This is a genomic window from Mesorhizobium sp. P2_C4 (assembly GCF_056404575.1).
The window spans coordinates 285,388-312,085 of sequence record NZ_JBFUDT010000002.1; the positions used below are offsets into that span (position 1 = coordinate 285,388).

Annotated in this window: 29 protein-coding genes; 11 read left to right on the forward strand and 18 right to left on the reverse strand. The window is 62.5% G+C overall.

The features are described 5' to 3' along the window. Positions 1-149: 149 nt before the first annotated feature. Together AC1DX6_RS07800 and AC1DX6_RS07805 are read left to right on the forward strand one after the other, a co-directional pair. Positions 150-1,112, forward strand: coding sequence for an aminotransferase class IV (locus AC1DX6_RS07800; RefSeq protein ID WP_477312163.1), 963 nt, complete (start codon positions 150-152; stop codon positions 1,110-1,112). Positions 1,113-1,306: 194 nt separating this feature from the next. After that, on the forward strand, positions 1,307-2,149 hold the full coding sequence (locus AC1DX6_RS07805) for an SDR family oxidoreductase (protein WP_477312164.1): 843 nt from the start codon (positions 1,307-1,309) through the stop codon (positions 2,147-2,149). A 43-nt stretch (positions 2,150-2,192) separates the two neighbouring features. Here the strand turns inward: AC1DX6_RS07805 and AC1DX6_RS07810 are convergent, their stop codons facing one another. After that, the gene (locus tag AC1DX6_RS07810; RefSeq protein ID WP_477312165.1) at positions 2,193-2,810 is read right to left on the reverse strand and encodes an MOSC domain-containing protein; all 618 of its coding nucleotides are present in this window, start codon (positions 2,808-2,810) and stop codon (positions 2,193-2,195) included. Between the two features lie 4 nt (positions 2,811-2,814). Beyond that, positions 2,815-3,456 carry a TetR/AcrR family transcriptional regulator gene (locus tag AC1DX6_RS07815; RefSeq protein WP_477312166.1) on the reverse strand — a complete coding sequence of 214 codons (642 nt, stop codon included), beginning with the start codon at positions 3,454-3,456 and terminating at the stop codon, positions 2,815-2,817. Positions 3,457-3,570: 114 nt separating this feature from the next. On the opposite strand from AC1DX6_RS07815, the gene AC1DX6_RS07820 reads away from it, so the two are divergent. From AC1DX6_RS07820 to AC1DX6_RS07830, 3 genes are all read left to right on the forward strand, one after another. Continuing rightward, positions 3,571-3,993 carry a hypothetical protein gene (locus tag AC1DX6_RS07820; protein ID WP_477312167.1) on the forward strand — a complete coding sequence of 141 codons (423 nt, stop codon included), beginning with the start codon at positions 3,571-3,573 and terminating at the stop codon, positions 3,991-3,993. After that, complete coding sequence (locus AC1DX6_RS07825; protein ID WP_477312168.1) at positions 3,993-4,385, forward strand: VOC family protein; 393 nt, start codon at positions 3,993-3,995, stop codon at positions 4,383-4,385. The genes AC1DX6_RS07820 and AC1DX6_RS07825 overlap by 1 nt, the downstream gene beginning before the upstream one ends. A gap of 100 nt (positions 4,386-4,485) precedes the next feature. Further along, a complete protein-coding gene (locus tag AC1DX6_RS07830; RefSeq protein WP_477312169.1) occupies positions 4,486-5,052 on the forward strand; it encodes a methyltransferase family protein in 567 nt (188 codons plus the stop codon). 25 nt (positions 5,053-5,077) lie between these two features. On the opposite strand, the gene AC1DX6_RS07835 is transcribed toward AC1DX6_RS07830, so the two are convergent. The 5 genes from AC1DX6_RS07835 to ettA form a co-directional block, all read right to left on the reverse strand. Continuing rightward, positions 5,078-5,494, reverse strand: coding sequence for a GFA family protein (locus AC1DX6_RS07835; protein ID WP_477312170.1), 417 nt, complete (start codon positions 5,492-5,494; stop codon positions 5,078-5,080). A 195-nt stretch (positions 5,495-5,689) separates the two neighbouring features. Beyond that, positions 5,690-6,811: a beta-ketoacyl-ACP synthase III gene (locus AC1DX6_RS07840; protein WP_477312171.1), complete on the reverse strand. Its 1,122-nt coding sequence runs from the start codon at positions 6,809-6,811 to the stop codon at positions 5,690-5,692. 117 nt (positions 6,812-6,928) lie between these two features. Beyond that, positions 6,929-7,264 (reverse strand): hypothetical protein, encoded by a 336-nt coding sequence (locus AC1DX6_RS07845; RefSeq protein WP_477312172.1) that lies wholly within the window; start codon positions 7,262-7,264, stop codon positions 6,929-6,931. A 105-nt stretch (positions 7,265-7,369) separates the two neighbouring features. Then, the gene (gene tam, locus AC1DX6_RS07850; RefSeq protein WP_477312173.1) at positions 7,370-8,140 is read right to left on the reverse strand and encodes a trans-aconitate 2-methyltransferase; all 771 of its coding nucleotides are present in this window, start codon (positions 8,138-8,140) and stop codon (positions 7,370-7,372) included. Between the two features lie 45 nt (positions 8,141-8,185). Next, on the reverse strand, positions 8,186-9,835 hold the full coding sequence (ettA, locus tag AC1DX6_RS07855) for an energy-dependent translational throttle protein EttA (RefSeq protein ID WP_477244549.1): 1,650 nt from the start codon (positions 9,833-9,835) through the stop codon (positions 8,186-8,188). 243 nt (positions 9,836-10,078) lie between these two features. Between ettA and AC1DX6_RS07860 the strand changes: the two genes are divergently transcribed. Then, positions 10,079-11,365, forward strand: a complete 1,287-nt coding sequence (locus AC1DX6_RS07860; RefSeq protein WP_477312174.1) for a GGDEF domain-containing protein — start codon at positions 10,079-10,081, stop codon at positions 11,363-11,365. Between the two features lie 37 nt (positions 11,366-11,402). Here AC1DX6_RS07860 and AC1DX6_RS07865 read toward each other — a convergent pair whose 3' ends face one another. Then, positions 11,403-12,017, reverse strand: coding sequence for a hypothetical protein (locus AC1DX6_RS07865; protein ID WP_477312175.1), 615 nt, complete (start codon positions 12,015-12,017; stop codon positions 11,403-11,405). 84 nt (positions 12,018-12,101) lie between these two features. After that, positions 12,102-13,109 carry a ribonuclease T2 family protein gene (locus AC1DX6_RS07870; protein ID WP_477312176.1) on the reverse strand — a complete coding sequence of 336 codons (1,008 nt, stop codon included), beginning with the start codon at positions 13,107-13,109 and terminating at the stop codon, positions 12,102-12,104. A 211-nt stretch (positions 13,110-13,320) separates the two neighbouring features. Here AC1DX6_RS07870 and AC1DX6_RS07875 point away from each other — a divergent pair, with 211 nt between their 5' ends. The 3 genes from AC1DX6_RS07875 (at position 13,321) to AC1DX6_RS07885 (ending at position 17,155) form a co-directional block, all read left to right on the forward strand. Beyond that, on the forward strand, positions 13,321-14,253 hold the full coding sequence (locus AC1DX6_RS07875; protein WP_477312177.1) for an alpha/beta fold hydrolase: 933 nt from the start codon (positions 13,321-13,323) through the stop codon (positions 14,251-14,253). An 80-nt stretch (positions 14,254-14,333) separates the two neighbouring features. Next, positions 14,334-15,509 (forward strand): CaiB/BaiF CoA transferase family protein, encoded by a 1,176-nt coding sequence (locus tag AC1DX6_RS07880; protein WP_477312178.1) that lies wholly within the window; start codon positions 14,334-14,336, stop codon positions 15,507-15,509. Next, positions 15,506-17,155, forward strand: a complete 1,650-nt coding sequence (locus tag AC1DX6_RS07885; RefSeq protein ID WP_477312179.1) for a thiamine pyrophosphate-binding protein — start codon at positions 15,506-15,508, stop codon at positions 17,153-17,155. The genes AC1DX6_RS07880 and AC1DX6_RS07885 overlap by 4 nt, the downstream gene beginning before the upstream one ends. Positions 17,156-17,204: 49 nt before the next feature. Here AC1DX6_RS07885 and AC1DX6_RS07890 read toward each other — a convergent pair whose 3' ends face one another. Continuing rightward, a complete protein-coding gene (locus AC1DX6_RS07890; RefSeq protein WP_477312180.1) occupies positions 17,205-17,642 on the reverse strand; it encodes a CHRD domain-containing protein in 438 nt (145 codons plus the stop codon). A gap of 164 nt (positions 17,643-17,806) precedes the next feature. Beyond that, positions 17,807-19,090, reverse strand: a complete 1,284-nt coding sequence (locus AC1DX6_RS07895) for a cystathionine gamma-synthase family protein (protein WP_477312181.1) — start codon at positions 19,088-19,090, stop codon at positions 17,807-17,809. A gap of 124 nt (positions 19,091-19,214) precedes the next feature. On the opposite strand from AC1DX6_RS07895, the gene AC1DX6_RS07900 reads away from it, so the two are divergent. Further along, a complete protein-coding gene (locus tag AC1DX6_RS07900) occupies positions 19,215-19,673 on the forward strand; it encodes an Lrp/AsnC family transcriptional regulator (protein WP_477312182.1) in 459 nt (152 codons plus the stop codon). A gap of 45 nt (positions 19,674-19,718) precedes the next feature. Here the strand turns inward: AC1DX6_RS07900 and AC1DX6_RS07905 are convergent, their stop codons facing one another. The 4 genes from AC1DX6_RS07905 to AC1DX6_RS07920 all read right to left on the reverse strand — a co-directional run bounded on the left by AC1DX6_RS07905 (position 19,719) and on the right by AC1DX6_RS07920 (position 23,926). Beyond that, entirely contained in the window at positions 19,719-20,690 is a 972-nt protein-coding gene (locus AC1DX6_RS07905; RefSeq protein WP_477312183.1) for an ABC transporter substrate-binding protein, read from the reverse strand. A gap of 38 nt (positions 20,691-20,728) precedes the next feature. Continuing rightward, entirely contained in the window at positions 20,729-21,883 is a 1,155-nt protein-coding gene (locus AC1DX6_RS07910; protein ID WP_477312184.1) for an ABC transporter permease, read from the reverse strand. Next, positions 21,880-22,758: an ABC transporter permease gene (locus AC1DX6_RS07915; protein ID WP_477312185.1), complete on the reverse strand. Its 879-nt coding sequence runs from the start codon at positions 22,756-22,758 to the stop codon at positions 21,880-21,882. The genes AC1DX6_RS07910 and AC1DX6_RS07915 overlap by 4 nt, the downstream gene beginning before the upstream one ends. A 376-nt stretch (positions 22,759-23,134) precedes the next feature. Then, positions 23,135-23,926 (reverse strand): ABC transporter ATP-binding protein, encoded by a 792-nt coding sequence (locus AC1DX6_RS07920; RefSeq protein WP_477312186.1) that lies wholly within the window; start codon positions 23,924-23,926, stop codon positions 23,135-23,137. A gap of 116 nt (positions 23,927-24,042) precedes the next feature. Here AC1DX6_RS07920 and AC1DX6_RS07925 point away from each other — a divergent pair, with 116 nt between their 5' ends. Further along, entirely contained in the window at positions 24,043-24,447 is a 405-nt protein-coding gene (locus tag AC1DX6_RS07925; RefSeq protein WP_477312187.1) for a cupin domain-containing protein, read from the forward strand. A gap of 17 nt (positions 24,448-24,464) precedes the next feature. Here AC1DX6_RS07925 and AC1DX6_RS07930 read toward each other — a convergent pair whose 3' ends face one another. Genes AC1DX6_RS07930 through hydA form a run of 3 tightly spaced genes read right to left on the reverse strand, consistent with a single transcriptional unit; the run spans position 24,465 to position 26,691 of the window. After that, a complete protein-coding gene (locus AC1DX6_RS07930; RefSeq protein WP_477312188.1) occupies positions 24,465-24,875 on the reverse strand; it encodes a hypothetical protein in 411 nt (136 codons plus the stop codon). After that, complete coding sequence (locus AC1DX6_RS07935) at positions 24,866-25,237, reverse strand: hypothetical protein (protein WP_477312189.1); 372 nt, start codon at positions 25,235-25,237, stop codon at positions 24,866-24,868. Before AC1DX6_RS07935 ends, AC1DX6_RS07930 begins: the two co-directional genes overlap by 10 nt. Positions 25,238-25,239: 2 nt before the next feature. After that, positions 25,240-26,691 carry a dihydropyrimidinase gene (hydA, locus tag AC1DX6_RS07940; RefSeq protein ID WP_477312190.1) on the reverse strand — a complete coding sequence of 484 codons (1,452 nt, stop codon included), beginning with the start codon at positions 26,689-26,691 and terminating at the stop codon, positions 25,240-25,242. Positions 26,692-26,698 lie beyond the last annotated feature (7 nt).

Genomic DNA, 26,698 nt, shown 5'->3' on the forward strand with positions numbered 1-26,698 from the left:
ATTGTAGGCCAATCCCAATGCATCAGCCAGATCGTCATTGCCAGATCGCCATTGAAGGACAACCAGCGCAATGCGGGTGGCTCTATGCCTTCCGCCAGATGCGAATAGCCTGATCGGGGCGCGTTGAGCGACGGCAAGGGAAGATCGTCATGAGCCAGAACATTGCAGTGCCAGCCGCAGACCCGCTGCCGCCGCTTTCCGAACGTCACATCGATCCGCACGCCTATCCCGACGGCGTCGCCTTCCTCGACGGCCAGTATTTGCCGATGTCGCAAGCCAAGATCTCGGTGCTGGATTGGGGCTTTCTGCATTCCGATGCCACCTACGACACGGTGCATGTCTGGGATGGCCGTTTCTTTCGTCTCGACCTGCATCTCGAACGCTTCTTCGGCGGCTTGCAAAAACTGCGCATGACGATCCCGTTCGACCGCGATGGCGTCAGCGAAATCCTGCACAATTGCGTGGCGCTGTCGGGCCATCGCGCCGCCTATGTCGAGATGCTGTGCACGCGCGGCGCCTCGCCGGCCTTCAGCCGCGACCCGCGCCAGGCGGTCAACCGCTTCATGGCCTTCGCCGTCCCCTTCGGTTCGGTCGCCAATGCCGAGCAGTTGCAGCGCGGCCTGCGTGTTGCCATCAGCGACAAGGTGCGTATTCCGCCGGCCTCGATCGACCCGGCGATCAAGAACTATCACTGGCTCGATCTGGTGCGCGGCCTCTACGACGCCTACGACCATGGCGCCGAGACGGCGCTGCTCCTCGATTTCAACGGCAATGTCGCCGAAGGCCCAGGCTTCAACGTCTTTTGCGTCAAGGACGGCAGACTGTTGACGCCGGCCGTCGGCGTGCTGCCCGGCATCACAAGGCGCACTGTCTTCGACCTCTGCGCCGAAGCTGGACTTGCCGCCACCGCGGCCGACGTCAGCGTCGCCGCGCTGCATCAGGCCGATGAGGTCTTCATCACCTCGACCGCCGGCGGCATCATGCCGGTCACGGTCATCGACGACGCCCCGGTGGCGGACGGCAAGGTCGGCGCGATCACCAGCCGACTGATGGCGCTCTATTGGCAGAAGCATGACGACCCTACCTGGTCGAGCCAGGTACACTACCCCTGACCGATCCCTTGCCAGACGCCTTGCCCGCCCCACATCAACAAAATGTGCGTCGATCTTGGATGCTCTGACGTCGCTTCATATATGAGCGAAACGGAGAAGCCTCCGTTTAGACCATGATCCCAAAAAGTGGAATCCGGTTTTTGGAAAACATCATGGTCAGGCAAGAACTCTAGATCATTGAGAATTGGTGGATCATGACAAGCAAGGTTTGGTTTATTACCGGATCGTCGAAAGGTTTTGGCCGCGTCTGGGCGGAAGCGGCACTCGCCCGTGGCGACCGGGTCGCGGCAACGGCCCGTGACACCGGAACGCTTTCCGATCTGATCGAAAAATATGGCGACAGGATCGCCGCGATAAAGCTCGACGTCACCGACAAGGCGGCTGTCGATGCCGCGATTGCCGAGGCGCACAAACGCTTTGGCCGGCTCGACGTCGTCATCAACAATGCCGGCTACGGCCATTTCGGCGCCATCGAGGAAGTCAGCGAACAGGAAGCCCGCGACCAGATCGAAACCAACGTGTTCGGCGCGCTGTGGGTTACCCAGGCTGCGCTGCCGATCATGCGGGCGCAACGTTCCGGCCACATCATCCAGATTTCGTCGATCGGCGGCGTCAACGCCTTTGCCTCGCTTGGCCTCTACCACGCTTCGAAATGGGCGCTGGAAGCCTTCAGCCAGTCGCTCAACATCGAAGTCGCGGAATTCGGCATCCACGTCACGCTGGTCGAGCCCGGTGGTTTTTCCACCGACTGGTCCGGCGCCTCGGCCAAAGTTTCCAAACCGATCGAGGCCTACGCGCCCGCCCGCGCCAAGATGGCCGAGCGCCGCGCCAATTCGGTCGCCGGCGATCCCGAGGCCACCGGTCCGGCAATGCTGGCCATCGTCGACGCCGCCGAGCCGCCGCTCCGCGTGTTCTTCGGCGATGGTGGCCTGCCAATGACCAAGCAGGAATACGCCAATCGCATCGCCACCTGGGAAAAGTGGGATCATGTCTCCGACATGGCGCAGGGCGCGAAGAAGAACCGCAAGGCCGCCTGAGGCAATGTCGCTACGCCGCCCAGGCGGCGTAGCCCCTGCCCTGCTAAGCCTGATAGATCCACTGCTCCGGCACGCGCACGGAGATCTCCTCGCCGTTAGTGATCATACCTGGCTTCTCGACCCAGGCGACGAGACCGCGCAGCCGCTTGGCGGATTTGGGAAAGAGCAGCGCACCGGCTTCGACGTCTGCCATTCCCGCATTTTCGGCGATCGATCGGCCGGCGATGCGGCATGGCCCGTTCTGCGCGTCGACCTTGATGGTGACGCCACCTCTAAAGAACAGCAGCGTGCCTGAAGGCAGCATGGAGAGGTTCGGCACCCCTTCGATCACGAGATTGGCGCCGATCCACTCCGGCTTGATCTCCGCCAGTCCCATGCGTTCGGCTACGATCGCCAGCTCGTCGGCCGCCACTATCGACAGCTGCCGCTCGTTGCGCATTTCGGTGCCGCGTGGATACCAGGGCTCGCGCCCGCCCGAGCGTCGCGTCGCGCCGGCGTGGAAATCGCCTGATATGCCGTCGAAGCCAAGCTGCAATTCCTCCACCGGACGCGTCTCAAAGTGATCCAATGGCGCGACGTAGAGGGCGGAGACTTTGGCGGCGAGCTTTCGCCCCGGGATGATTTCGACCGGCTTTTCAGCTTCCGGAAACAGATCCAGCATGGCTTCATTCCTTGGATGATGCGCCTTGGTTTTGCCCCTCCACCGGCCACGCCGCAAGAGCGGTTCGGGCCAAACTGCGCAACTCTTCGGTCGAAGCACCGTCTCGCGCCTGGATCGACATGCCATTCATGACGCCGGCCAGATATTTGGCGAACCCCTCGACGGAGAGGTTTTCCGGCAGATCGCCCTTTGCCCGCCCCATCGCCAGCCGCTCCGCAATCGCCGCTTCGCTCGCCTTGCGGAAGTTTCTGAGTTCATCCGCAATGTTCTGCGCCTGCGGCGAGGCAGCAAGCGCGCCGCGGACAAACAGGCAGCCGCCAGGCTTGCCCGGCCTGGAATACGCCTCCGCCGCGCCGAGCAGCAACCGCCGGACCGCTTCCTGCGTCGAGACCGGCGCGCTCAGCGCCTCCAGCGCAAAGCCTATCTCGGTCTGGTGGTAGCGCGCGAGCGCCTTGCGGAACAATGTCTCCTTGTCGGTGAAGGCACTGTAGATCTGCGGCGGCGTCAGCCCCATCGCCTCGCGCAGCATGGCCAGCGACGTCGCTTCATAGCCATGCTCCCAGAACAGATGCATCGCCGCATCGAGCGCCCGGTCGGGATCGAACGCACGTGGTCGGCCACTGCGGGACTTTTCAAAATTATTCATAGCGATCGATACGAAACCTGTTGACGGCTCTCCAGCTATAACGTATCGATTGATATGAAACATGGCAAGAGAGCTTCACCAGGGCCATGTCGTTCAAATGGAGGAGAGACCCGAATGCCAATCACCGTGACCGCACCGGAAGGCGTACTGACGCCAGCCGGAGAACGCGAAATCCTGCCGCGCCTCAGCGCTGCTCTCATCGAAGCCTCCGGCGCCACCGGCAATTCATTCTTCACCGCGATCGTCGGCGGCACCGTCCATGTCCTGCCGCTTCGTCACATCTACGCCGGTGGCGCCAATCGGCCCGTCGTCATGGTCGAGTTGAAGCTGCCGAACATCGGCCTCAGCTCAATCGAAGCCCGAAGCGCCTTCATCACAGCTGCCGCAGGGATTGTCGCCGAACTCTGCGTGCCGGATCACAAGCCTGAAGACACCTGGATCAACATCGTCAACGCACCGGACGGCGGCTGGGGCATCGGCAACAGGCAATACTCGGGCGACGCGCTGATCGCCGCTGCGACCGCCGCAGCGATGTGATGCGGCTCTCCCCTTCGCTGTTCTTCACCACGGATTGCGAGCCGGCACTGGCCTTCTATGAACAGTGCGGCCTCGGCCGGGCAACGATCCTGCTGCGCTGGGGCGACAACAACATGCCGGTGCGGACCGAAGCCATGCGCGGAAAAGTTCTGCACGCGCGATTCGAAGGTCCGGGTGTGCTGTTTCATGCCTCAGACAATGACGATGCGGAGCCGATGAAAGGCTCCGCCATGATGCTGGAGTTCGACGACCTGGCCGCGATGCAGGAGCTTTTCAGCCGCATGGCGGCAGGCGGCCGGATCACGGTGCCCCTGGCGCGACAATATTGGGGAACCAGCTTCGGCATGCTCGTCGACGCCTTTGGCGTGCAGTGGATGTTCTCCGGCGGCTGAGCGCGGATCACGATCTTCTTACCTGAACCAGTTCCGTATGGCGCCGCATTGCCGCCGTGCTGCGCAGGCTTCATGGTGAGACAGGTCTTTGGAGGTCTCTATGCGCCCCGGTTCGGCAATTGTGCTGGTTTGGCTGATCTGGGCGGCGTCATGGATAGCTGCCGCTTTCTGGTCCGACCGGGTCGAGAAGCGCGCTGGTTTTCGCGCCGAGGCGCCTTACCGGGCCGTGCTGGTGATCGGCACCATTCTGTTCTTCATTCCGGCACACAATTATGCCGGATGGCTTCGCCTCTGGACCCCGGACCGGGCCGAAGCTTGGATCTGCGTCGCGCTGATTGCAATCGGCCTCGCCTTCTGCTGGTGGGCGCGCTTGCATCTCGGCCGGCTGTGGTCGGGCACGGTCACAGCCAAGGCCGAGCATCGTGTCGTCGATACCGGTCCCTACGGCCTCGTCCGTCACCCGATCTACACCGGGCTGCTGTTGGCGATCCTCGCCACCATGGTGGCGAAAGGCACGGTCTGGGGCGTCGCCGGCGCTGCCCTTCTCACCATTGGTATCGTTATGAAGGCAAGGCTTGAGGAGCGCTTCCTGCGCGGCGAGCTCGGAACAGCCTATGACGACTATGCCAGGCGGGTGCCGATGCTGGTGCCGTTCGCGCCGGCCTGACGCGGCAAAACGCGCGGACGCCAGCTCAGTTTGAATTCCTTGCCACACTGCTTTGCTGGAAGTGTTCGACGGCCCCGTCAATTTGAAGCCAATCATGTTTCGACTGCTCAAAAACCGATCTGACGGGCGACGGGTATTTGGGGTCTGCCAGCGCGCCGACGGCAACGCCGATCAGCGACGGCAGCCTGTCGGCCTTCCAATAGACCGTTGAGCCGCAGTTTGGACAAAAGTAGCTGTGGACCTTGCCGCCGCTGGCCGCATCGCGGGTGAACTCTTTAGCGGTTCCGGAAATGGCCACGGCGTCGGCCGGATAAAAAGCGCCGACGCCAAATGGCGCGCCGGTTCTGCGTTGGCAGTCGAGACAATGACAGGCGATAACCAGTTCTGATGCTTGTGGAAGCGTCAGGGTGAGATTGCCGCAACTGCATCGGGCGTCAAGCATTGGAAACCTCCGTTTTCTAGAGCGAGATCTGTGTTGATTTCAAACCGAGACACTCCCGAACACAGGGTGTGTTGAGGTTAGGCGGAATGGGGAGTGGAGGACGGGCGCGAAGCGACCAGGCTGGTCGAGAACCCTGACGAAGCGGACAGAAGCGCGGGGCGCCGCCGTCTGCAGGCTGGCTGAATATCGACCTGCTTAGAGCATTCTCAGCAACGCGCCGCCAATAGAATACCCCGCGCCAAACGCGCAGATCAAGCCGAAATCGCCGGGCTTCATGTCGGCGTGGTTCTCCGAGAGCGCAATGATGGCGCCAGCGCCAGCGGTGTTGCCGAGCCGCTCCAGCACCATCGGCGCGCGGTCGTGGTCGACCTCATGGCCGAAGGCCAGTTTCAGGATCATGGCGTTCATGCGGGCATTGGCCTGATGTAGCCAGAAGCGCCGGATGGCTTGCGGTGTCAGCCCGTGCTCGCCCAAGAATTCGACGATGAATTTGTGCCCGGCAACGGTGACTTCCTTGAACACCTTGTTGCCGACCTGTTTGATCAGATTGCCCTCCAGGTTGATCATATAGGGATCGTCCTGGGCGGTGCGGGTGTGATAGCCGAGATTGGTGCGGATGTTGTTGGACATCTGCGTCCAGGTGCGCGTGTCCAGAACCTCGAAACGGCCCGGCCGCCTCTCGCCCTTGGCGAGCCCTTCGACGACCATCGACACCGAAGCATCGCCGAAGATGAAATGCGTCTGCCGGTCGCGGAAATTGAGATGGCCGGTGATGATTTCGGGCGTCGTTATCAGCACCCGTTTGTGCGCCCCTGCCCGCACCAGATTGACCGCGATGTGCAAGGCCGCTGCCGCCGACGAGCAGCCGAGCCCCATGTCGAAGCCGGCACCCTTTGTGCCCAGCGCTTCCTGCATCTCGATGGCGATCGCCGGATAGGGCCGCTGGTGATGCGAGGCCGAGCAGATCACCAGATCGATACCCGCAGCCTTCAGCCCGGCATGGTCGAGCGCTTTCCGTGCCGAGGCAATGCCGAACTCGGCCTCCAGCGACAGTGCATCGTCGGGCCGCGCCGGAATGCGTGGCGTCATACGCGTCGGGTCGAGAATGCCTTCCCGCTCGATCACATGCCGGGTCTGGACGCCCGAGGCATGGACGATGAAGGCGCTGTCCGATTTCGAGAGCGGCGGCTCATCGGTGCCCTCGCGGCGCGCATTTTCGATGTCGACCCAGGCATTGAAGCTGTCGACCAGTTCTTCATTGGTGATCTTGGGTTCGGGGATTTCGACGCCGATGCCGCTGATGATGACGCGATGCATTTCCAGTCCGTCCCATGCGCAGGCGTTGCGGCTTCATGTGGGCGTCGAAAATGCCCGGCGCAACACTTTTCTCACCCCGGCGGTCTACGCCAACTCAAACCAAATGTCGGCTGAACCTCACCAGGCGCAGAGCTTGGTGTTGGTCTGCGGATTGTTCCAGCACGCGCCGTCGTCGCGGCTGCGCACGAATTGCCCCGGCAGCGGCACATTGCGGCGGCCGAGATTGATATAGCCATAGGCAAAGCCCGGTCCGTCGACTTCAAGCACATAGGTCGGATATCCCGGCGCCGAAATGCGGAAACTGCCGGTGCTGTCCACCGCCCTGTAGTTGCAGGAGAAATAGCCATCGTCGCTGGTGAAGCAGCGCGCCCGCTTGGCTTCAGCCGACATCGAGAAAGCTAGCATGGCAGTCACGCATACGCTGCCGCCGAGAAGTATTTTGCTCAGTGTCATCATCCACCTCCTGCCGCGCGGCAATTGATCGCGATCTCGAAGCGACGAAATGCGCATGGTGGCGAAATCGGGTCAAGCGTCCCGGCCCGGCGTAGCTAATCGTTTCTAAGCGGCCTGCTTGGCAACAATGAAGAGCCGGGGAAAGCGCAGCAGCGCCTTGCCGTTCGCCGTCTTCGGATAGGCTTTGGCGATCTTCGCCGTGTAGGCTTCGAGGAACATCTTGCGCTCGTCCGTTTCAAGCGGATCGAGGAACGGCTTCAGCCCTGTGGCCTTCACCCATTCGACGATGGCCTCGGCATCGGCCAGCGGATGGTTGTAGGCGGTGTGCCAGATATCGAGCCGTTCGGAGAATGGCGACAACAAATCATAGTAAAACGACACCGGCGGCAGCGGCCCGCGTGCCGCACCGGCCATCTTCCCGGCGAACGGCATTTCGGCCGCCGTCTCGCGCATCAGCTGGTGCGAGGGCTCGCCGAGATTGTCCGGCATCTGGATGGCGAGCGCGCCGCCCGGCGCCAAAAAACCCATCAGCCGCTGAAAGACCGCGGGATGCTCCGGCAGCCACTGGAACACCGCATTGGCGAAGATCACATTGACCGGCTCGGCCGGCTGCCACTCGGACGCATCAGCCAGATCGAAGGTAACGCTCGGCAGGCGCGCCCTTGCCTTTTCGATCATGTCTGGCGAGGTGTCGAAGCCGCTCACCTGCGCATCCGGCCAGCGCTCGACCAGCAATTCGGTCGAATTGCCCGGCCCGCAGCCGATATCGACGACCCGGCGCGGAAAATCCACCGGCACCTGCGCCACCAGATCGCGCGCCGGCCGCGTGCGCTCATCCTCGAACTTCAGATATTGGGCGGCGGACCAATCAGCCATTTCAGCTCCTCAAATCATTCGAGAACCCGCCCCCAAATCAGTGCCTTACCGCGTCAGCCTCTTATACGTCATGCGGTGCGGATTGACGGCATCCGGGCCGAGGCGGCGGATCTTGTCCTGCTCGTAATCCTCGAAATTGCCCTCGAACCATTCGACATGGCTGTCGCCTTCGAAGGCGAGGATATGCGTCGCCAGGCGGTCGAGGAACATGCGATCGTGCGAGATGATGACGGCGCAGCCGCCAAAATTTTCCAGCGCGTCTTCGAGTGCGGCCAGCGTTTCGGTATCGAGATCGTTGGTCGGTTCGTCGAGCAGCAGCACATTGCCGCCGGTCTTCAGCATCTTTGCCAGATGCACGCGGTTGCGCTGGCCGCCGGAGAGGTTGCCGACCTTCTGCTGCTGGTCGCCGCCACGGAAGTTGAACGACGCGCAATAGGCGCGCGTGTTGGCCTCGAACTTGCCGAGCTTGACCACTTCGGCGCCGCCGGAAATCTCTTCCCACACCGTCTTTGACGGATCGAGCGCATCGCGGCTCTGGTCGACATAGCCAAGCTTGACGGTCTCGCCGATGCGGACCGAGCCGCCATCGGGCTTCTCCTGGCCGGTGATCATGCGAAACAGCGTCGTCTTGCCGGCGCCGTTCGGACCGATGACGCCGACGATGCCGCCGGGCGGCAGCTTGAACTCCAGGCCGTCGATCAACAGCGTATCGCCAAAACCCTTCGACAGGCCTTCGGCCTCGATCACCACATTGCCGAGCCGCTCGCCATGCGGAATGACGATCTGCGTATCGCTTGGTCGCCGCTTGTCGGCTGCATCCAGAAGATCCTGGAACGCCTGGATACGCGCCTTGGACTTGGTCTGGCGGGCCTTCGGGCTCGACTGGATCCACTCGCGCTCGCGGCCGATGGCGCGCTGGCGGGCGTCGTCCTCACGGCCTTCCTGCTTGAGGCGCTTGGCCTTGGCTTCGAGGTATTTGGTGTAGTTGCCCTCATAGGGAATGCCGCGGCCGCGGTCGAGCTCGAGGATCCAGCCGGTGACATTGTCGAGGAAGTAGCGATCGTGGGTGATGATCATCACCGCGCCCGGATAGGCGCGCAGATGCTTTTCCAGCCACGCCGTCGTTTCGGCGTCGAGATGGTTGGTCGGCTCGTCGAGCAGCAGCAGGTCGGGCTGGCGCAGCAGCAGCTGGCAGAGCGCGACGCGGCGGCGCTCGCCGCCCGACAGCTTGGTGACTTCCGAATCCTTGGGCGGGCAGCCGAGTGCTTCCATCGCCATCTCGACCTGCTGTTCGAGATCCCACAGGTTCAGCCGGTCCATCTCGTCCTGGAGCTTGGCCGACTCGTCGGCCGTCTCGTCGGAATAGTTCATCATCAATTCGTTGTAGCGCTCGATGATGGCGGTCTTGGCGGCAACGCCTTCCATGATGTTTTCGAACACGGTCTTCTTCGGATCGAGCGCCGGCTCCTGCGCCAGATAGCCGACGGTGGCGCCTTCGGCCAGCCACGCTTCGCCGTTCCATTCCTTGTCGAGCCCGGCCATGATCTTGAGGATCGTCGACTTGCCCGAGCCGTTGGGGCCGAGGATGCCGATCTTGGCGTCGGGATAGAAGGAGAGATGGATGTTTTCGAGCACCTTCTTGGTGCCATAGGCCTTGTTGAGGCCGGCCATGTGATAGATGAACTGGCGTGCCACGCGCGCTTTTCCTTGATCAGAATGGATGGAAGTTGCGCGCTATGTAGGCGATGCCGTGCCGAACGGCAATCGCTTTTGGCGCTTTGAAGCTTTCCCCAGGCTGGAAGCGCCCATCTTGCCAGCGAAGTTTTCGGATCGCTACCAGACCGGGCGAAAGCAGCGGTTAAGGATTCGTCGTCAAAACGGTATCGGATGGGAATCGCCGGCACGTGGCGATTTCCGCAGAGATCGGGATCGACGGCATTGCTGAACAGTTTCCTGCTCCTTGCCGAAGCAATTCTCTACTTCGGCGTCATGGTCTCGCTCTTCCGTTTCAGGCACCGCATCGGCCTTGGCGTCTTCGTCTGTGCGCTTGGCGTCATGCATTTCCTGGAAACCTACCTTGCCAGCGTTTTCTATGTCGCTTTGCCCTTCGGCATGGTGTCGCCGGGCTCCGCGGTGCTGTTTTCCGGCAAGCTGGTGATGCTGCTGCTGCTTTACATCAAGGAGGACGCGGCCACCGTCCGGCAGCCGATCTACGGCCTGTTGCTCGGCAATGCGCTGATGATCGGGCTTGTGTTGATCCTGCGCCTGCATGCGATTTCGCCGCTTCCCGACGGCAAGCTCCCGGACATCGGCTTCATCGATGAGATGGGCTGGCTGATGGTGTGGGGCACGTCGCTGCTGTTCATCGACGCCATCCTGATCATCCTGCTTTATGAAAAGCTTGGGCGTTATCTTCGCCAGGCGCTTTTCACCCGCATCCTGATCTCCGTCGCTTGCGTGCTGACCTTCGACCAGGCGGGATTTTTCACCGCGCTGCATTTCGTCGCCGGAGCACCGATTGCTGTTTTCTTCGGCGGCTGGTTCGCCAAGATGGCGGCAGCGCTGACCTACAGCGCGATGCTTGTCGCCTATCTGCGCTGGTTCGAAGCGCGGCAGATCGCGGTGCCGCGCGGACTTTCCGACATCTTCGACACGCTGACCTATCGCGAGCGCTATGAGGCGCTGGTCAAGCATGTCGGTCGCGACGGCCTCACCGGCCTCTTGCATCGCGGCAGCTTCGAAACCGACGGCGAAACCGCCGTAGCGGTCAGTTTGCGCATGGCCAAGCCGCTCAGCCTGCTGATAATCGATGTCGACCACTTCAAATCGATCAACGACCGCTTCGGCCATGCCGAGGGCGACAAGGTCCTGAAAACCATTGCCACGGTGCTGACCGAGACTGTGGGCGCCGAGGGCCAGGTGTTCCGGATCGGCGGCGAGGAATTCGCCATTCTCTGCGCCCGGCCGCATCCGCTCGCCAGGTTGCTGGGCGAAAGCGTCAGGCACGCGGTCAAGGCATCCGCTATCACCAGAAAGTTCGACCTGACCGTCAGCGCCGGCGTTTCCACCGTCAGTGACAGCACGCAACGCCTTGCCGATCTTTTTGCCCTTGCCGACCAGCGCCTCTACAAGGCCAAGCTGACCGGACGCGACCGTGTCATCGGCGAACCCAACGCCGACAGGCTCGACGCATGGAATCGCTCAGAACAGGGCATCGGCGGATAGGTCTTCAGCGAGCCGTGCGGCCTCTGGCAGCTGACGATCAGCCCTGCTTTTTCCGTTGCAAGGCGCCGATCGCGACCGAAACCGCCATCAGCGCGATCGCCAGCCATTTCAGCGCGGTGATGATCGGTCCGGCATTGATGTCGTAGGCAATGAACAGAAGAATGCCCGGCACCAGCAGGCCGCACATGACGAGCATGATGCGATTGATCTGCCAGGACACTTTTGCCGCAAGAGCCTCGTCGCCAGGTGCGGCGACCAATGCTGCACGTATGGCTTTCGAGGCGACGAGCGCGCTTGAAAGGCGCATCGAAATCGGCAGGCCGAGCCCGATGATCAGGAACGCGCAGGCCGCCAGCAGCAGCGAAAACTTGAGCGCGCTGGTCTCGGCGGGCACCGGAAACAGAAGTGTTGCCAGCGGCAGGAAGACGCAGAAAATGCCAAGCGCGGTGATGGCGATGAAGATCGCGGCATTGACCCAAGTGAACAGCTGGTAGGTGCCGGCGCCGATCGGCGCGGCGAGTGTTCGCATCCGCGTCCATTCCGGCTCGGTGTAGGAAAACCCCGGCCATTCCATGCGGCCGTCCCGGATTGCGATCATGCCCCTGGCCCAGAACGCCAGCCGCGCCAGCGCGCCGCTCGTCATGCCACTCATCGCCACCCCCATCGAATGCTCAAACCATACCATCGCGTCGCGGCAAAGCGACTGTCGACCCGCCCATGCTTGAATCCGCCTCGCTTACTGGAATCCTGCTGCGTCGACGCCACCCTTGGGGCAACCGGCCTTGGTCGTCGGCGCGGAGGCCAGCATCAGGTCGCCCAAAGAACTGTTCGGACCAATCGGACCGGTCAGGCCCAGCGTCAACTCGCCGATCAGCCGTCTGCCGCTCGAAGGATCGACAAGGCAGGAGACACGAACCCGCTCACCCGCCCCGGCGCCGAAAGCGCTGTCGAAAGCGCTGCGGATCGCATCCGAGGTCAGCTGCTTGCCGACGTTTTTGGTGAACAGGTCGCGCACCGGCGAAGCGTTGACCGCGCGCATCAGGTTCAAGGCGTCGGCAAAATACTCCTGCTGGCTCTTGCCGTAGCAGGTGCCGTGCTTGATCCACTCATGCCGCTCGAGCTTGGAAGCCGTGCCAGGCATCACCTGGTCAAGCTCGGCTCGCGTAGTCGCATCGAGATCGACCGCCGGCAGTTCCTTCCAGTGAGCAGGATTGTCGTTGGCCTTGTCGCTTGCCGGCACCTGGCAATAGAAATTTCCGTTCGGCTGCGGCCACAGCCCATGCAAGGTGAAATGCGTCGCGTCGAAACCGGTCTTCGTCTGCGCCTGGCATTCGGGCTTGCTGGATTTGGTTTCGCAAAAAGCCGGCTGCCAGCTCAGCGCGAAGACATATTCGGGCTTTCCCGAGGCCGCCGCCTTGCCCTGGTCGGCCGGCGCAGCCGGCACGGTCGCCGCGCTGCCGCCGGAGACATGGCCGCAGCTGATCTTCACCCAGCGGCGCTCCGGATCGGCGCCGGGCACACGGATGAGATAGTGCGTCGGCGCATCCTTGTTGCCCGCCAAGAGATCGTAGCTCTGCCCGGCAGCGGTCGATACATTGCCGGGGTTCTTGCCACTCTTGATGCCTTGCGTCGCCGGACAGGCGGCATCGGCCACGAAGGAGCCGCTCATCTTCACATCGGCTTGCGCCAAGCCTGTGCCAGCCAGGGCAAGAAACACCGCACACCATATCGCCGATATACGCATTCCAGCACTCCTAACGATTCAGTCGGGCAACCTAGAACTTGCGACATGTCAGAATTACGATTTCTTTCGGCTGTCGCAAAAACAATCGCCACTGCGCCTGTCGGTCATACCTCACGAATGGTTGATCAGGAATCGCCCGCCTCCGCCCGAACCGTGACATCCCTTGACGTTGATCGTGCCGTCGCCCAACAGTCGCCGACGGGAGCGAGACATGCCATTTGACAAGCAGACGACGCTGGCCTCACCGACCGGGGCCGCGCTCAACCTCTATGTGAAGCACGCGACAGGCGTTGCGCGCGCCGTCGTCCAGATCAATCACGGGCTGGCCGAGCACGCCGCGCGCTATGCCCGCTTCGCCGATTTCCTTGCCGAGCGCGGCTACCACGTCTACGCGCATGACCATCGCGGCCACGGCGCCACCACGGCGCCCGACGCGCCGCTTGGCAGGTTCGCCGAGACGCAGGGTGGCGCCAAGGTCGTTGCCGATGTCGTGGCCGTCCACGATCTCATCGCCAAGGAACAGCCTAGCCTGCCGGTCATTGTCTTTGGCCATTCCATGGGCGCGTCGGTGGCGCTCAATTTCGTCCTGCGCCACTCCGCCCGCATCCATGCCGCCGCCATCTGGAACGGCAATTTCTCCGCCGGTCTGCTCGGCCAGGTGGCGCTGGCCGTTCTCGCCTGGGAGAAATTCAGGCTGGGCTCCGACGTGCCGTCGCGCGTGTTGCCCAGACTGACCTTTCAGGCCTGGGGCAAGGCCGTGCCCAACCACCGCACACCGTTCGACTGGCTGTCGCACGACGAGGCCGAGGTGGCCAAGTACATTGCCGACCCGTTGTGCGGCTGGAATGCGTCGGTGTCGATGTGGCAGGACATCGTCCAGATGGCGCTCAACGGCGGCAGCAACCGCAATTTCGCGACCGTGCGGCGCGACCTGTTCGTCAATCTGGTTGGTGGTGAGAAGGACCCGTCCACGGATGGCGGCAAGGCGGTCAGCCATCTCACTGGCCGCATGCACATGATGGGCTTTTCGAATCTCGTTTCAAAGGTTTACGCCGAGACCCGCCACGAAAGCCTCAACGAGGTGAATCGAGACATCATCATGGACGAATTCGCCGTCTGGGCCGACGGCGTGGTGAAGCGATGATGGCTTGGCCCAGCGCAAGGGTCGTGACAGCGGCGATATGGGTTGATAGAGGCTGCGCTTTCGACCAATCACGGTGATCCATGACTGAGCCTCCGCTGAAGGGCATCCGCGTCATCGAACTGGCCCGCATCCTTGCCGGGCCGTGGGCGGGACAATTGCTCGCCGATCTCGGCGCCGACGTCATCAAGGTCGAGAGCCCGGATGGTGGCGACGACACCCGAAAATGGGGCCCGCCCTTCGTGATGAGCCATGACGGCGAGAACCTGTCGGCCGCCTATTATCATTCCTGCAATCGCGGCAAGCGCTCCATCGCTGTCGACTTCTCGACGCCGGAAGGCGCCGAGACCGTACGCCGGCTGGTGGCGACGGCCGACGTGCTGATCGAAAACTTCAAGCTCGGCGGCTTGAAGAAATACGGGCTCGACCATGACAGCCTGCGCAAGATCAACCCGCGCCTCGTCTATTGCTCGATCACCGGCTTCGGTCAGAATGGACCCTACGCGCCCCGCGCCGGCTATGACTTCATCATCCAGGCCATGGCCGGGATGATGTCGATCACCGGCGAGGCCGGCCGCGAGCCGCAAAAGGCCGGCGTCGCCATTTCGGACATCTTTACCGGCCTCTATTCGGTCATCGCCATCCAGGCAGCCCTTCGCCATGCCGAGAAAACCGGCGAAGGCCAGCACATCGACATGGCATTGTTCGACACCCAGATCTCGGCCCTTGGCAACCAGAACCTCAACTATCTCGTGTCGGGCAAATCGCCGGTGCAGATGGGCAATGCGCATATGAACATCGCGCCATATGAAGTGGTGCCGGTCAGGGATGGCCACATCATCCTGGCGGTTGGCAATGACGGCCAGTTCGCCAAATTCTGCTCCGCCGTCGGGCTCGACGACCTGCCAGCGAACCCCGATTTCGCCACCAATCCGGCCCGGGTCGCCAACCGGGCAAAACTGCGCGAACGCATGATCGAGGCGCTGAAGATTTTTGATCGCGACCCGCTGCTGGCAAAGCTGGAAGCAGCAAGCGTGCCGGCCAGTCCGATCAACAATATCGGCCAGATGTTTGCCGATCCGCAGACCATCGCGCGCGGCATGCGGCTCGATCTCGACGATGGCCATGGCAATCTTTTGCCCTCGGTGCGCGCGCCGATGGTGATGTCCGGAACACCGCTGGTCTATGAGCGCCCTTCGCCGCGACTGGGCGAACACACCGAAGAGATTCTTGCTGAGCTGGAGAGATCAGGAAAATGAAGACTGGCGGACAACTGATCGTCGACGCGCTCGAAGCCAACGGCACCGACCGCATCTACTGCGTGCCCGGCGAATCCTACCTCGCCGTGCTCGATGCGCTGCATGACTCTGAGATCCGTACCATCGTCTGCCGCCAGGAAGGCGGCGCTGCGATGATGGCGGATTGCCATGGCCGCCTGACCGGCAAGCCCGGCATCTGCTTCGTCACCCGCGGCCCCGGCGCCACCAACGCCTCGGCCGGCATCCACATCGCCATGCAGGATTCGATACCGGTCATCCTGTTCATCGGCCAGGTCGCCAGCCACGCCAAGGAGCGCGAGGCTTTCCAGGAGGTTGATTACAAGCGCTTTTTCGGCGACATCGCCAAATGGGTGGTCGAAATCGACGACGCTTCGCGCATTCCCGAGTTCGTCACCCGAGCCTTTGCGGTGGCGACGTCAGGTCGTCCCGGCCCGGTGGTCATCTCGCTGCCGGAAGACATGCTGACCAGCCTGGTCGAAGCACCCGCCGCCTTGCCGCACACGCCGGTCGAAACCCGGCCGGGCGAAGCCGAACTCGACACGCTGGAAAAGCTGCTGAACAAGGCCAAGCGCCCCTTCGTCATTCTTGGCGGCACACGCTGGGATGCAGAAGCCGTCGCGCAAATACGCACGATCGCCGAGGCCTGGTCGCTGCCGGTCGGCTGCTCCTTCCGCCGCCAGATGCTGTTCGACCACCTCCACCCGAACTATGCGGGCGATGTCGGTATCGGCATCAATCCAAAGCTGGCGACAGCGATCAAGCAGGCCGATCTCGTGCTGCTCATCGGCGGCCGCATGGGCGAGATGCCTTCCTCCGACTACACGCTTCTGAAGAGCCCCTACCCCGACCAGACGCTGGTGCATGTCCATGCCGATGCCGGCGAACTCGGCCGCGTCTATCGGCCAACGCTGGCGATCAATGCCTCACCTACCGCCTTCGTCGAAGCTTTTGCCAGGCGCAAGCCTTCCGGCGAACCGGCATGGGCGACTGAGACGCCGAAACTGCACGCCGCCTATCTCGATTGGTCGACGCCGCCCGAAAGCGGCCCCGGCTCCGTCCAGATGGGACCGATCATGAATTATCTGGAAAAGATGCTGCCCGAGGACGCCATTCTTACGAATGGTGCCGGCAACTACGCCACCTGGGTGCATCGCTTCCACCGCTTCCGCCGCTTCGCCACGCAAGGCGCGCCGACCTCGGGCTCGATGGGTTACGGCACACCGGCGGCGGTCGCCGCGAAAGAGCTGTTCCCGGACCGCGACGTGATTGCATTCGCCGGCGACGGCTGCTTCCTAATGAACGGACAGGAATTCGCCACCGCCGTGCAATACGAGCTGCCGATCATCGTCATCGTCGTCAACAACGGCATCTACGGCACCATCCGCATGCATCAGGAGCGCGAATATCCCGGCCGCGTCGTCGCCACGGATCTTAAGAATCCCGACTTCGCGGCTTTGGCCCGCGCCTATGGCGGTCATGGCGAGACGGTCGAGAAGACAGCCGATTTCGCTGCGGCCTTCGAACGCGCGCGCGCCAGCGGCAAGCCGGCGATCGTCGAAATCCGGCTCGATCCGGAAGCCATCACGCCGACCCGGACGATGACGCAAATCCGCGACAAGGCCTGAAGCCACAAAAGGGGCGGTCGACCGCCCCTTTTTGTCGACCCGTCTTACCTTACTTCGCCGCCTCGATCTGCCCGCGAATCTCGCCGTCCTTGTTGGCGGCGGTGTGGACATTGACATAATATTTGCCGGCCTCCAGATCAGCAGCCTGGGCATCGGTCAACGTCTCCGATCCCTTGATCGGGCTCTTGAGCTTCTTGAACGGGATTACGGGAGGTGCGTTTTCACCCATCGCCGCCGGACCGTGAATGTGCGCGGCTATCGCCGGCCCGCTGAGGCCGGAGTATTTGACGTTCCAGCTGAGCTTCTTCTTGGCGGTGTCGAAGGTGAATGTGGCGGTTCCCTTGCCCTTGGTGGCGACCGGCGGGCTCTGTTGGCTGCCATCGAGCGTCGCCTTGTACTTCACAATATCGGCCATGGCCGGCGATGCGAACAGCAGGGCTGTCGAAACAGCGAACGCCGAAAGCACCGGCAAGGATTGAATATGCATGAAGGACCTCCGTTTGATTGACGCATCCACCGCGGCTCCCCGGCGCGCGGATGCTTCACTGCAACGGCTGAACGACGCGATGTATCCCGGCACACGCAGATGTTACCGCAGCCACGAAAAGGGGCGGTCGCCAGCCCCTTTTTTGATGTCCGCGAAGCCAACAATCAGACCGCCGCCAACGCCTGCGTCAGGTCGGCGATCAGATCGTCCGGGTGCTCGACGCCGATAGACAGCCTGACCGTCGTCTCCAGCACGCCGATGCGCTGGCGCACGTCGAAGGGAATGCCCGAATGGGTCATGGCCGCCGGGTGGCTGGCCAGCGATTCCGTTCCGCCGAGGCTCACCGCCAGCTTGAATATCTGCAGCCCGTTGAGAAAGGCGAAAGCCGCTTTCTGGCCGCCGCGAATGTCGAACGAGAACGTCGAGCCGGCGCCGGTGCACTGTGCGAGATAGGCGCGGCCCGCTTGCGTGTCCTCGCCCAGGAACGGCAGGTAATGCACCTTCTCGACCTTGGCATGATCGCGCAGGAATTCGGCGACCATGCGCGCATTGTCGTTGGCGCGCTCCATGCGGATCGACAGTGTTTCCAGCGAACGGCCGAGCATCCAGCAGGAGTGTGGATCGAGCTGCGTGCCGATCGCGCCGCGCAGCGCCTTGATCGGCTTGGTGACCGCCTTGCTGCCCATGGCGGCACCAGCAATCAGGTCGGAATGGCCGCCGACATATTTGGTCAGCGAATAGACGGAGACATCGGCGCCGTGTTCGATGGGCCGCTGGAACACCGGGCCGAGCAACGTGTTGTCGCAGACGATGATCGGCGTCGACCCTTGGCCCGCTCCGATCTCGTCGGCGATCTTCCGCATCAGCGCGATATCGACCAGGCTGTTGGTCGGATTTGACGGCGTCTCGATCAGGATGACCGAGACGCGGCCTTTCGCGACGGCTGCTTCGGCAGCCTCGCGCACCGCCGTCTCGTCGACACCGTCCGCGAAGCCGACAGCACCGATGCCGAAGCCGGAAAGCGTGCGCGTCAACAGCGTCTCGGTGCCGCCATAGAGCGGCTGTGAATGCAGGATGACATCGCCCGGGCGGGCATAGGCAAGCAATGTCGTGGCGATCGCCGACATGCCTGAAGAAAACAGGATGCAGGCGTCCGTCCCCTCATAGATCGCCAGCCGGTCCTCGACGATCTCTGAGTTGGGATGATTGAAGCGCGAATAGACCAGGCCGGACGCCGTGCCGCTCGGCGGCTCCTTGCGGCCCGAGGTGTAGTCGAAGAAGTCGCGGCCCTCTTCCGCCGACTTGAACACGAAGGTCGAGGTCAGGAACACCGGCGGCTTGACGGCGCCTTCCGACAGTTGCGGATCGAAGCCATAGCTCAGCATCAGCGTCTCCGGATGGAGCTTGTGGTTGCCGATATGGGTTTTCGACGGGCGTGGCGCGGGCATGGCTTTTTCCTACGTTCTGGAGGGGTCTCGCGCGGCAATTTATGCGATCCCAATCCACCAGTCCTTGCTATTTTCGGCCTCGCATGGCTGCATCTCGGCAACAAATTGCCGGGAGTGAGCAAAAGTGCAGCAGAAGATAGCCGACGATTTCGACCGCAAGATCCTGAATGAACTGCGGGCCGACGCGCGCATCACCAACAACGAGCTTGCCGAGCGTATCGGCCTGTCGCCGTCGCCTTGCCTCAGGCGTGTGCGGCGGCTGGAGGAAACCGGTGTCATCAGAGGCTATACCACCCTGGTCGACCCCGCCGCCTTCGGTTGGAGCATGGTTGCCATAGCCACCGTCCGGCTCAGCCGCCAGAACGAGGACGAGATCGTCATGTTCGAGGACGCGATCCGCGGCTGGGAAGAGGTGCTGGAATGCCACCTCGTCACCGGTTCGCGCGACTATGTGCTGAAGGTGGTGACCGGCAGCCTCGAAGAGTACGAGCGCTTCATCAAGGCAAAGATCGCGCGGCTGAAATGCGTCGCCTCGATCGAGACCAGCTTCGTTATGAACACCATAAAGGAACGGCGCCTCTGACACTTGGCCAGAGGCGCCGTTTTCAAGACAAGATAGTCCGTAGGCTTATTTGATCGCCTTGTCGGTGATGGCGGTCGTGTAGGCGCCGGTCGGCTCCTTGGTGATGATCTTCTGGTCGAGCAGCGCCTTGGCGGTGCGCTCGTAGGTCGCCGGATCGAGCTTGCCGTCGGCATTGTCGACCAGCTTGGCGACTTCGCCCATCATGCGCTTCTGATGGTTCTCGTCCTGGCCGCCATTGTCCATGACGATGCCTGCCGCTTCGTCATTGTTGTCGACGGCATATTTCCAGCCCTTCATCGAGGCGCGCACGAAACGCACCATCTTGTCTTCGAAGGCCGGATCCTTGAGCTTGTCTTCCGAGGCATAGAGCCCGTCTTCGAGCAGGTCGTTGCCCATCGCCGAGTAGTTGAACACGGTCAGCTGATCCGGCTTGTAGCCGGCGTCGATGAGCTGCCAGTACTCGTTGTAGGTCATGACCGAGATGCAATCCGCCTGCTTCTGGATCAGCGGCTGCACGTCAAAGCTCTGCTTCAGCACGGTAACGCCATCGGCGCCGCCTTCGGTCTTCAGGCCAAGCTTGTTCATCCAGGCGTAGAACGGATACTCGTTGCCGAAGAACCAGACGCCGAGCGTATGGCCCTTGAAGTCGGCTTCGGTCTTGATCGGGCCGTCCTTCGGGCAGACCAGCTCCATGCCGGCCTTCTTGAACGGCTGTGCGATGTTGACCAGCGGCACGCCCTTTTCGCGTGCGGCCAGCGCTCCGCCCATCCAGTCGACGATGACGTCGGCGCCACCACCGGCGATCACCTGCTCCGGCGCGATGTCGGGACCGCCCGGCTTGATGTCGACGTCGAGGCCTTCGGCCTCATAAAAGCCCTTGGCCTTGGCGACATAGTAGCCGGCGAACTGGGCCTGCGTGACCCATTTCAGCTGCAACGTCACCTTGTCGGCGGCCATTGCCTGGAACGCGGCAAGCGACATTGCGCCGGCCAGAACAGGAATAATCAGTTTTTTCATGTTTTTACCCTCTGAAGTTAACCCTAAACCCACCGCCCCTATCCACCACGGACAGAGGGATGCCAAAACGTGACGGCTCTCTCGAAAAGAGCGACCACGCCATAAAAGACCGAACCCGCAAGTGCTGCAACTGCGATTTCGGCCCAGACCATGTCGATGTTCATCCGCCCGACCTCAGTCGAAATACGGAATCCCATGCCGACCACCGGCGTACCGAAGAACTCGGCGACGATGGCGCCGATCAGCGCCAGCGTCGAATTGATCTTCAGCGCGTTGAAGATGAAGGGAGCGGCGGCCGGCAACCTGAGCTTGAACAGCGTCTGCCAGTAGCCCGACGCATAGGTGCGCATCAGGTCGCGCTCCATATGGCCGGAAGCGGCAAGCCCTGCGACCGTGTTCACCAGCATCGGGAAGAAGGTCATGATGATGACCACCGCCGCCTTGGACGGCCAGTCGAAGCCGAACCACATCACCATGATCGGAGCGACGCCGATGATCGGCAGTGCCGAGACCATATTGCCGATCGGCAGCAGGCCGCGGCGCAGGAACGGCACCCGGTCGGCCGCGATGGCCACGAGGAAGCCTGTGCCGCTGCCCACGACATAGCCGAAGATTACCGCCTTGAAGATGGTCTGCCGCACGTCGGCGCCGAGCACCGGCAGCGAACCAGCGATGCGCGCGCCGATGGCGCTCGGCGGCGGCAGCAGGATGAAAGGAATGCCGGCGCCGCGTGTGATCGCTTCCCAGAGGATCAGGATCCAGGCGCCGAAGATGGCAGGGATGATCAGGCGAAGTGCCGTCTTCGCCCAATTCGCGACAGGGCGCAGGGACGACAGCACCGCCACGCAACGCCATCCCAGAAGCCACGCAGCGGCGAGCACCAGGAAATACGGTGCCAGTGCCGTGCCTTCGAACCCGTTTATTCCCGTGATCAACAGCCAGGCGGTGAGATGCGCGCCGACGAACAGCACCAGAGCCTCGACTATGGACGGCAGCTTGGTCATCGAGACAAACGCTGCGATCACAAGCAAGCCGTACATCAGCCCCTTCGTCACCAGATAGGGATAGTCGAAGGATGCTTCGGGTTGCGCCAACGCCGCCGCTTCCGGCTTCGACATCGCGCCAAGCGCGAATGCAATCAGGCACAGGAGGATCGCCAGCACCGTCTGCCAGGAGGGTTTCAGCCAGTTCATGCCGGCCTCCCGCCCATGGCGCGGTCGACGATGCGGCCGGCGATGCCGACCACCATGACCAGCAGTGCCGCCACCACCGAACCGGCAACCAGCGCCGACCAGATGTCGATGGACTGGCTGTAATAGGCGCCGGCGAGCAGTTTGGCGCCGATGCCGGCGACCGCACCCGTCGGCAGTTCGCCGACAATGGCGCCGACCAGGCTTGCCGCCACCGCAACCTTCATCGAGGTGAACAGGAACGGCACCGATGCCGGCACGCGCAACTTCCAGAAGGTCTGCGATGCGCTGGCATTGTAGGTGTGCATCAGGTCGAGATGCATGAGTTCGGGCGAGCGCAGGCCTTTCACCATGCCGACGGTCACCGGGAAGAACGACAGATAGGTCGAGATCATCGCCTTCGGGATCAGCCCCGTAATGCCGACCGCCGCCAGCACGACAATGATCATCGGCGCCACCGCCAGGATGGGAATGGTCTGCGAAGCGATGATCCATGGCATCAGGCTGCGGTCGAGCGTCGCCACATGCACGATGCCGACAGCGATGATGATGCCGAGCGCGGTGCCGAAGGCGAAGCCGAGCAGCGTCGACGACAGCGTCACCCAGGCGTTGTAGACGAGGCTGCGGTTCGAGGTGATGGGCCGCAGGAACGTGTTCTCGAAGAAGTTCACCGCCACCTGATGCGGCGCCGGCAGCGTCGGCTTCGGCTGCGACAGCGTTTTGCCGATGAGTTCGCTGAAGGTGGAGGTCTCATTGGCACGGCGGTCCAGATCGCGCTGGAACGGTGCGTTGAGGATGACGGCCATGACGTACCAGAGGACGACCACGCCCAAGAGGATCGAAGTCACGGGGATGAGCTTGTCGCGGAAGGAGTCCATCTAGCGGGCCTCAGGCGCCTGGCGCCCTCCTCTCCCCAACGAGGAGAGGGTGGCCGGAGCGAAGCGGAGGTCGACCACCTTCGCGTTCGTCATCCTAGGGCGGAGCGACGCGAAGCGTCGCGCAGACCCTAGGATCCATGCCGTGACGTGGGCCGAGGGGCCAAAACGGCGGAGAAGGGCTTCCAACCGCGGTCGCGCGAAGAGTGCCGTGTTCCGCACCGTTGCCGAGCGTACAGGTAACGGCATGGATCCTAGGGTCTGCGCCGCGTCGCTTCGCTCCTTGCTTCGCCCTAGGATGACGAATCCGCGGGCGGCTTCGCGCTTGCTCCGCCCCAGGATGACGAAGGCGCGGTCGACCGTTCGCTTGTCAGTCCCCTCAATCATCATAGCTATGCCCTGCCCGCAGCCCGTCACGCACGCGGGCTGCGATCGCCAGAAACTCCGGCGTCTCGCGGATGTCGAGTGGCCTAACCTTCGGTAGCGTCGATTCGATGATGTCGCTGACCCGGCCCGGCCGCGGCGACATGACGACGATACGGGTCGACAGATAGACTGCCTCGGGAATGGAATGGGTGACGAAGCAGATGGTCTTGTTCGTCCGCCCCCACAATTCCAGCAATTGCTCATTGAGGTGGTCGCGTACGATCTCGTCGAGCGCGCCGAACGGCTCGTCCATCAGCAGAAGATCGGCATCGAAGGCGAGCGCGCGTGCGATCGAGGCGCGCTGCTGCATGCCGCCGGAAAGCTGCCAGGGATATTTCTTCTCGAAGCCTGAGAGGTTGACGAGGTCGAGCGTGCGCTTGATCCGCTCGGTCTGCTCCGCCTTGGACAGGCCCATGATCTCCAGCGGCAGCGCCACATTGCGCTCGATCGTGCGCCACGGGAAGAGGGCGGCAGCCTGGAAGACATAGCCGTAGGCGCGTTTCTCGCGCGCCTGCTCGGGCGTCATGCCGTTGACGGAGATCGTCCCCGAGGTCGGCTTCTCCAGGTCCGCGATGACGCGCAGCAAGGTGGTCTTGCCGCAGCCGGACGGACCGATGAAGGAGACGAATTCACCCTTGCCGATGGTCAGGTCGACATTGGACAGCGCCTGCACCGGACCGTCATTGGTCTGGAAGGTCAGGCCGAGTTTGCTTGCCGAAACGACGGCTGGCGAAGTCCCTGTCATCGGCTGCAGCCTGCCGTTTCCCGCCGCTGCGGCGCGGACTGAAATCCGATTGATTTTGCCCCGGTGTTGCTTTCCACTCGCCTTGCCCCATCAGATAGACGCCCGGAGTTACCCCGATGTCGCCCAAACCCACCTGTCATCTTATCCGTCCTGAAAGCGCTTACCAAGGTAAGCAGGGATTGACCTATCTCGCCGGCATTGCCACGGAGTCGGTCGGCTCCTCCGGCATCTGCATGCATGTGCTGACCATGCCGCCCGGCGCCCGCGCCAAGGCGCATCTGCATGAGAACCATGAAACGGCGATCTATGTGCTCTCCGGCGAAGTCCATACCTGGTATGGCGATCGGCTCGAGAACCACATCGTCGTCAAGGCCGGCGACCTCTTCTACATTCCCGCCGGCGTACCGCATCTGCCGGCCAATCTGAGCAACGCCCCCTCCTCGGCTGTCATTGCCCGCACCGATCCCAACGAACAGGAGAGCGTCGTCCTGCTGCCGGAACTGGATGCGCTGGTCGCCTGAGGCCAGGGCAGAAGCCCTCATCGGCATCGGGATACTTCCCCCATGACATTGCCGTCGGCATCGGTGATTACCAGTTTCTTGGCGTTCTTCGGGCTGCGCGTGATCGTGAAATCGGTTGGCGACTGACCGTCTTCGCCTTCCGCTTCGCACTGCGCCTTAATGGCAAGCGAGCCATCGGGTTTCGCCTGCTTGTCGCTGAAGGTGCAGGCGCTGGCCGCGGTGATCAAATCGGTGTTTGTCAACAGCAGCATATCCTCGGCATAGACTTGCTGGCCGTTCTTGTTGATGCAGCCTGACTTGTTGCCATAGGGCTTTGACAGGTCGATCGCCGCTGCCGAAGCCGACCCCGCCCCCAGCACGACCATCATCGAAATGGACAGACCAAAACCGCGCAAGCTCATCCCCCTGGCGCCCAAATTCACGAACATGATTGCAATGGTCCCATTTCTTCAAGGCCGGGAATGGTGACGAAGAAACCGTCCTCACCCCTATTGGTGACCACAATTGTTTCGGTCGTCGTCCCCGCCTCCCCCTCCGCGGAACAGGTTGCATCAAGCGATTGGGCACCCGGAACCGAGGTCAATCGCTGCTCGAACCGGCAACCACTGCCATAGGTCTCGATGCCTTCGGCGGTCAGAACGATATAGGCGTCGCTGTCCTGATAGCCGGCCTTGACGCCGGCACAGCCGACATCATTGCCCCAGGAGCCAGCCAGCACGCCAGCCGCACTCGCCGGACCGGCGGCCATGGTTGCTACCACCAGTGAGATGAGCGCTGCCTTGCTGGCCAAGCTCAAACCCCGGTCGCCGGAATGCCTGTACGCTCAACCTTGCGCGGCGCAGAAATTTCCTTCCAGGTCGACAGCGCCCGGTTGACCGCCGCATTCGGCTCGCGGCCGACGAATTCGCCATGGCCGGGCTTGGCCTTGACCTCGGCTTCCTGGATCGACAGTTCGCCGCGCGAGAACACGAAGCGCGGCAGGCCGGTCACCTCAAAACCTTCGAAGACGTTATAGTCGATCACCGATTGCTGCTTCTTGGCCGAAATCGTCTTCTTGCGCTTCGGATCCCAGACGACGAGATCGGCGTCAGCCCCTTCGACGATGGCGCCCTTCTTCGGATACATGTTGAGGATTTTCGCGATGTTGGTCGAGGTCACCGCGACGAACTCGTTCATCGTCAGCCGGCCGGTGTTGACACCAGTCGTCCACAGCACCGGCATGCGGTCCTCGAGCCCGCCGGTGCCGTTGGGGATCTTGGTGAAATCGCCGACGCCGTTGCGTTTCTGCTTGGTGGTGAAAGCGCAATGGTCGGTCGCCACCACTTGCAGCGATCCCGCCTGCAGGCCGGCCCACAGCGAATCCTGGTGCAATTTGTTGCGGAAGGGCGGGCTCATCACGCGGCGTGCCGCATGGTCCCAGTCCTTGTTGAAATACTCGCTCTCGTCGAGCGTCAGATGCTGGATCAGCGGCTCGCCGAACACGCGCATGCCCTTCTGCCGCGCCCGCCGTATGGCTTCGTGCGCCTGCTCGCAAGAGACATGCACGATATAGAGTGGCACGCCGGCCATGTCCGCGATCATGATGGCGCGATTGGCGGCCTCGCCTTCCACTTCCGGCGGCCGCGAATAGGCGTGCCCCTCAGGGCCGTTGTTGCCGGCGGCCAGCAGTTTTTGCGAGAGTGCCGCCACCACGTCGCCATTCTCAGCATGCACCAGCGGCAGCGCGCCGAGGTCGGCACAGCGCTGGAACGACGCATACATCTCGTCGTCGTCGACCATCAGCGCGCCTTTGTAGGCCATGAAATGCTTGAACGAGGTGATGCCCTTGTCGACGACGGTCGCCATCTCGTCGAACACCTGCTTGCCCCACCAGGTGATTGCCATGTGGAAGGAATAGTCGCAGGCAGCCTTCGAGGTCTTGTTGTCCCACATCTGCAAGGCTTCAAGCAGCGACTGTTGTGGCGAAGGCAGGCAGAAATCGACCACCATCGTGGTGCCGCCGGCAAGGGCGGCGCGGGTGCCGGATTCGAAATCGTCGGCCGAATAGGTGCCCATGAACGGCATTTCGAGATGGGTGTGCGGATCGATGCCGCCCGGCATGATGTAGCAGCCGGTGGCGTCGAACTCATGGTCGCCGTGCAGATTGGAGCCGATGGCGACAATCTTGCCGTGCTGCATCAGCAAATCGGCCTTCCACGTACGGTCGGCGGTGACGATGGTGCCGTTCTTGATGACTTTCGACATTTCTTGT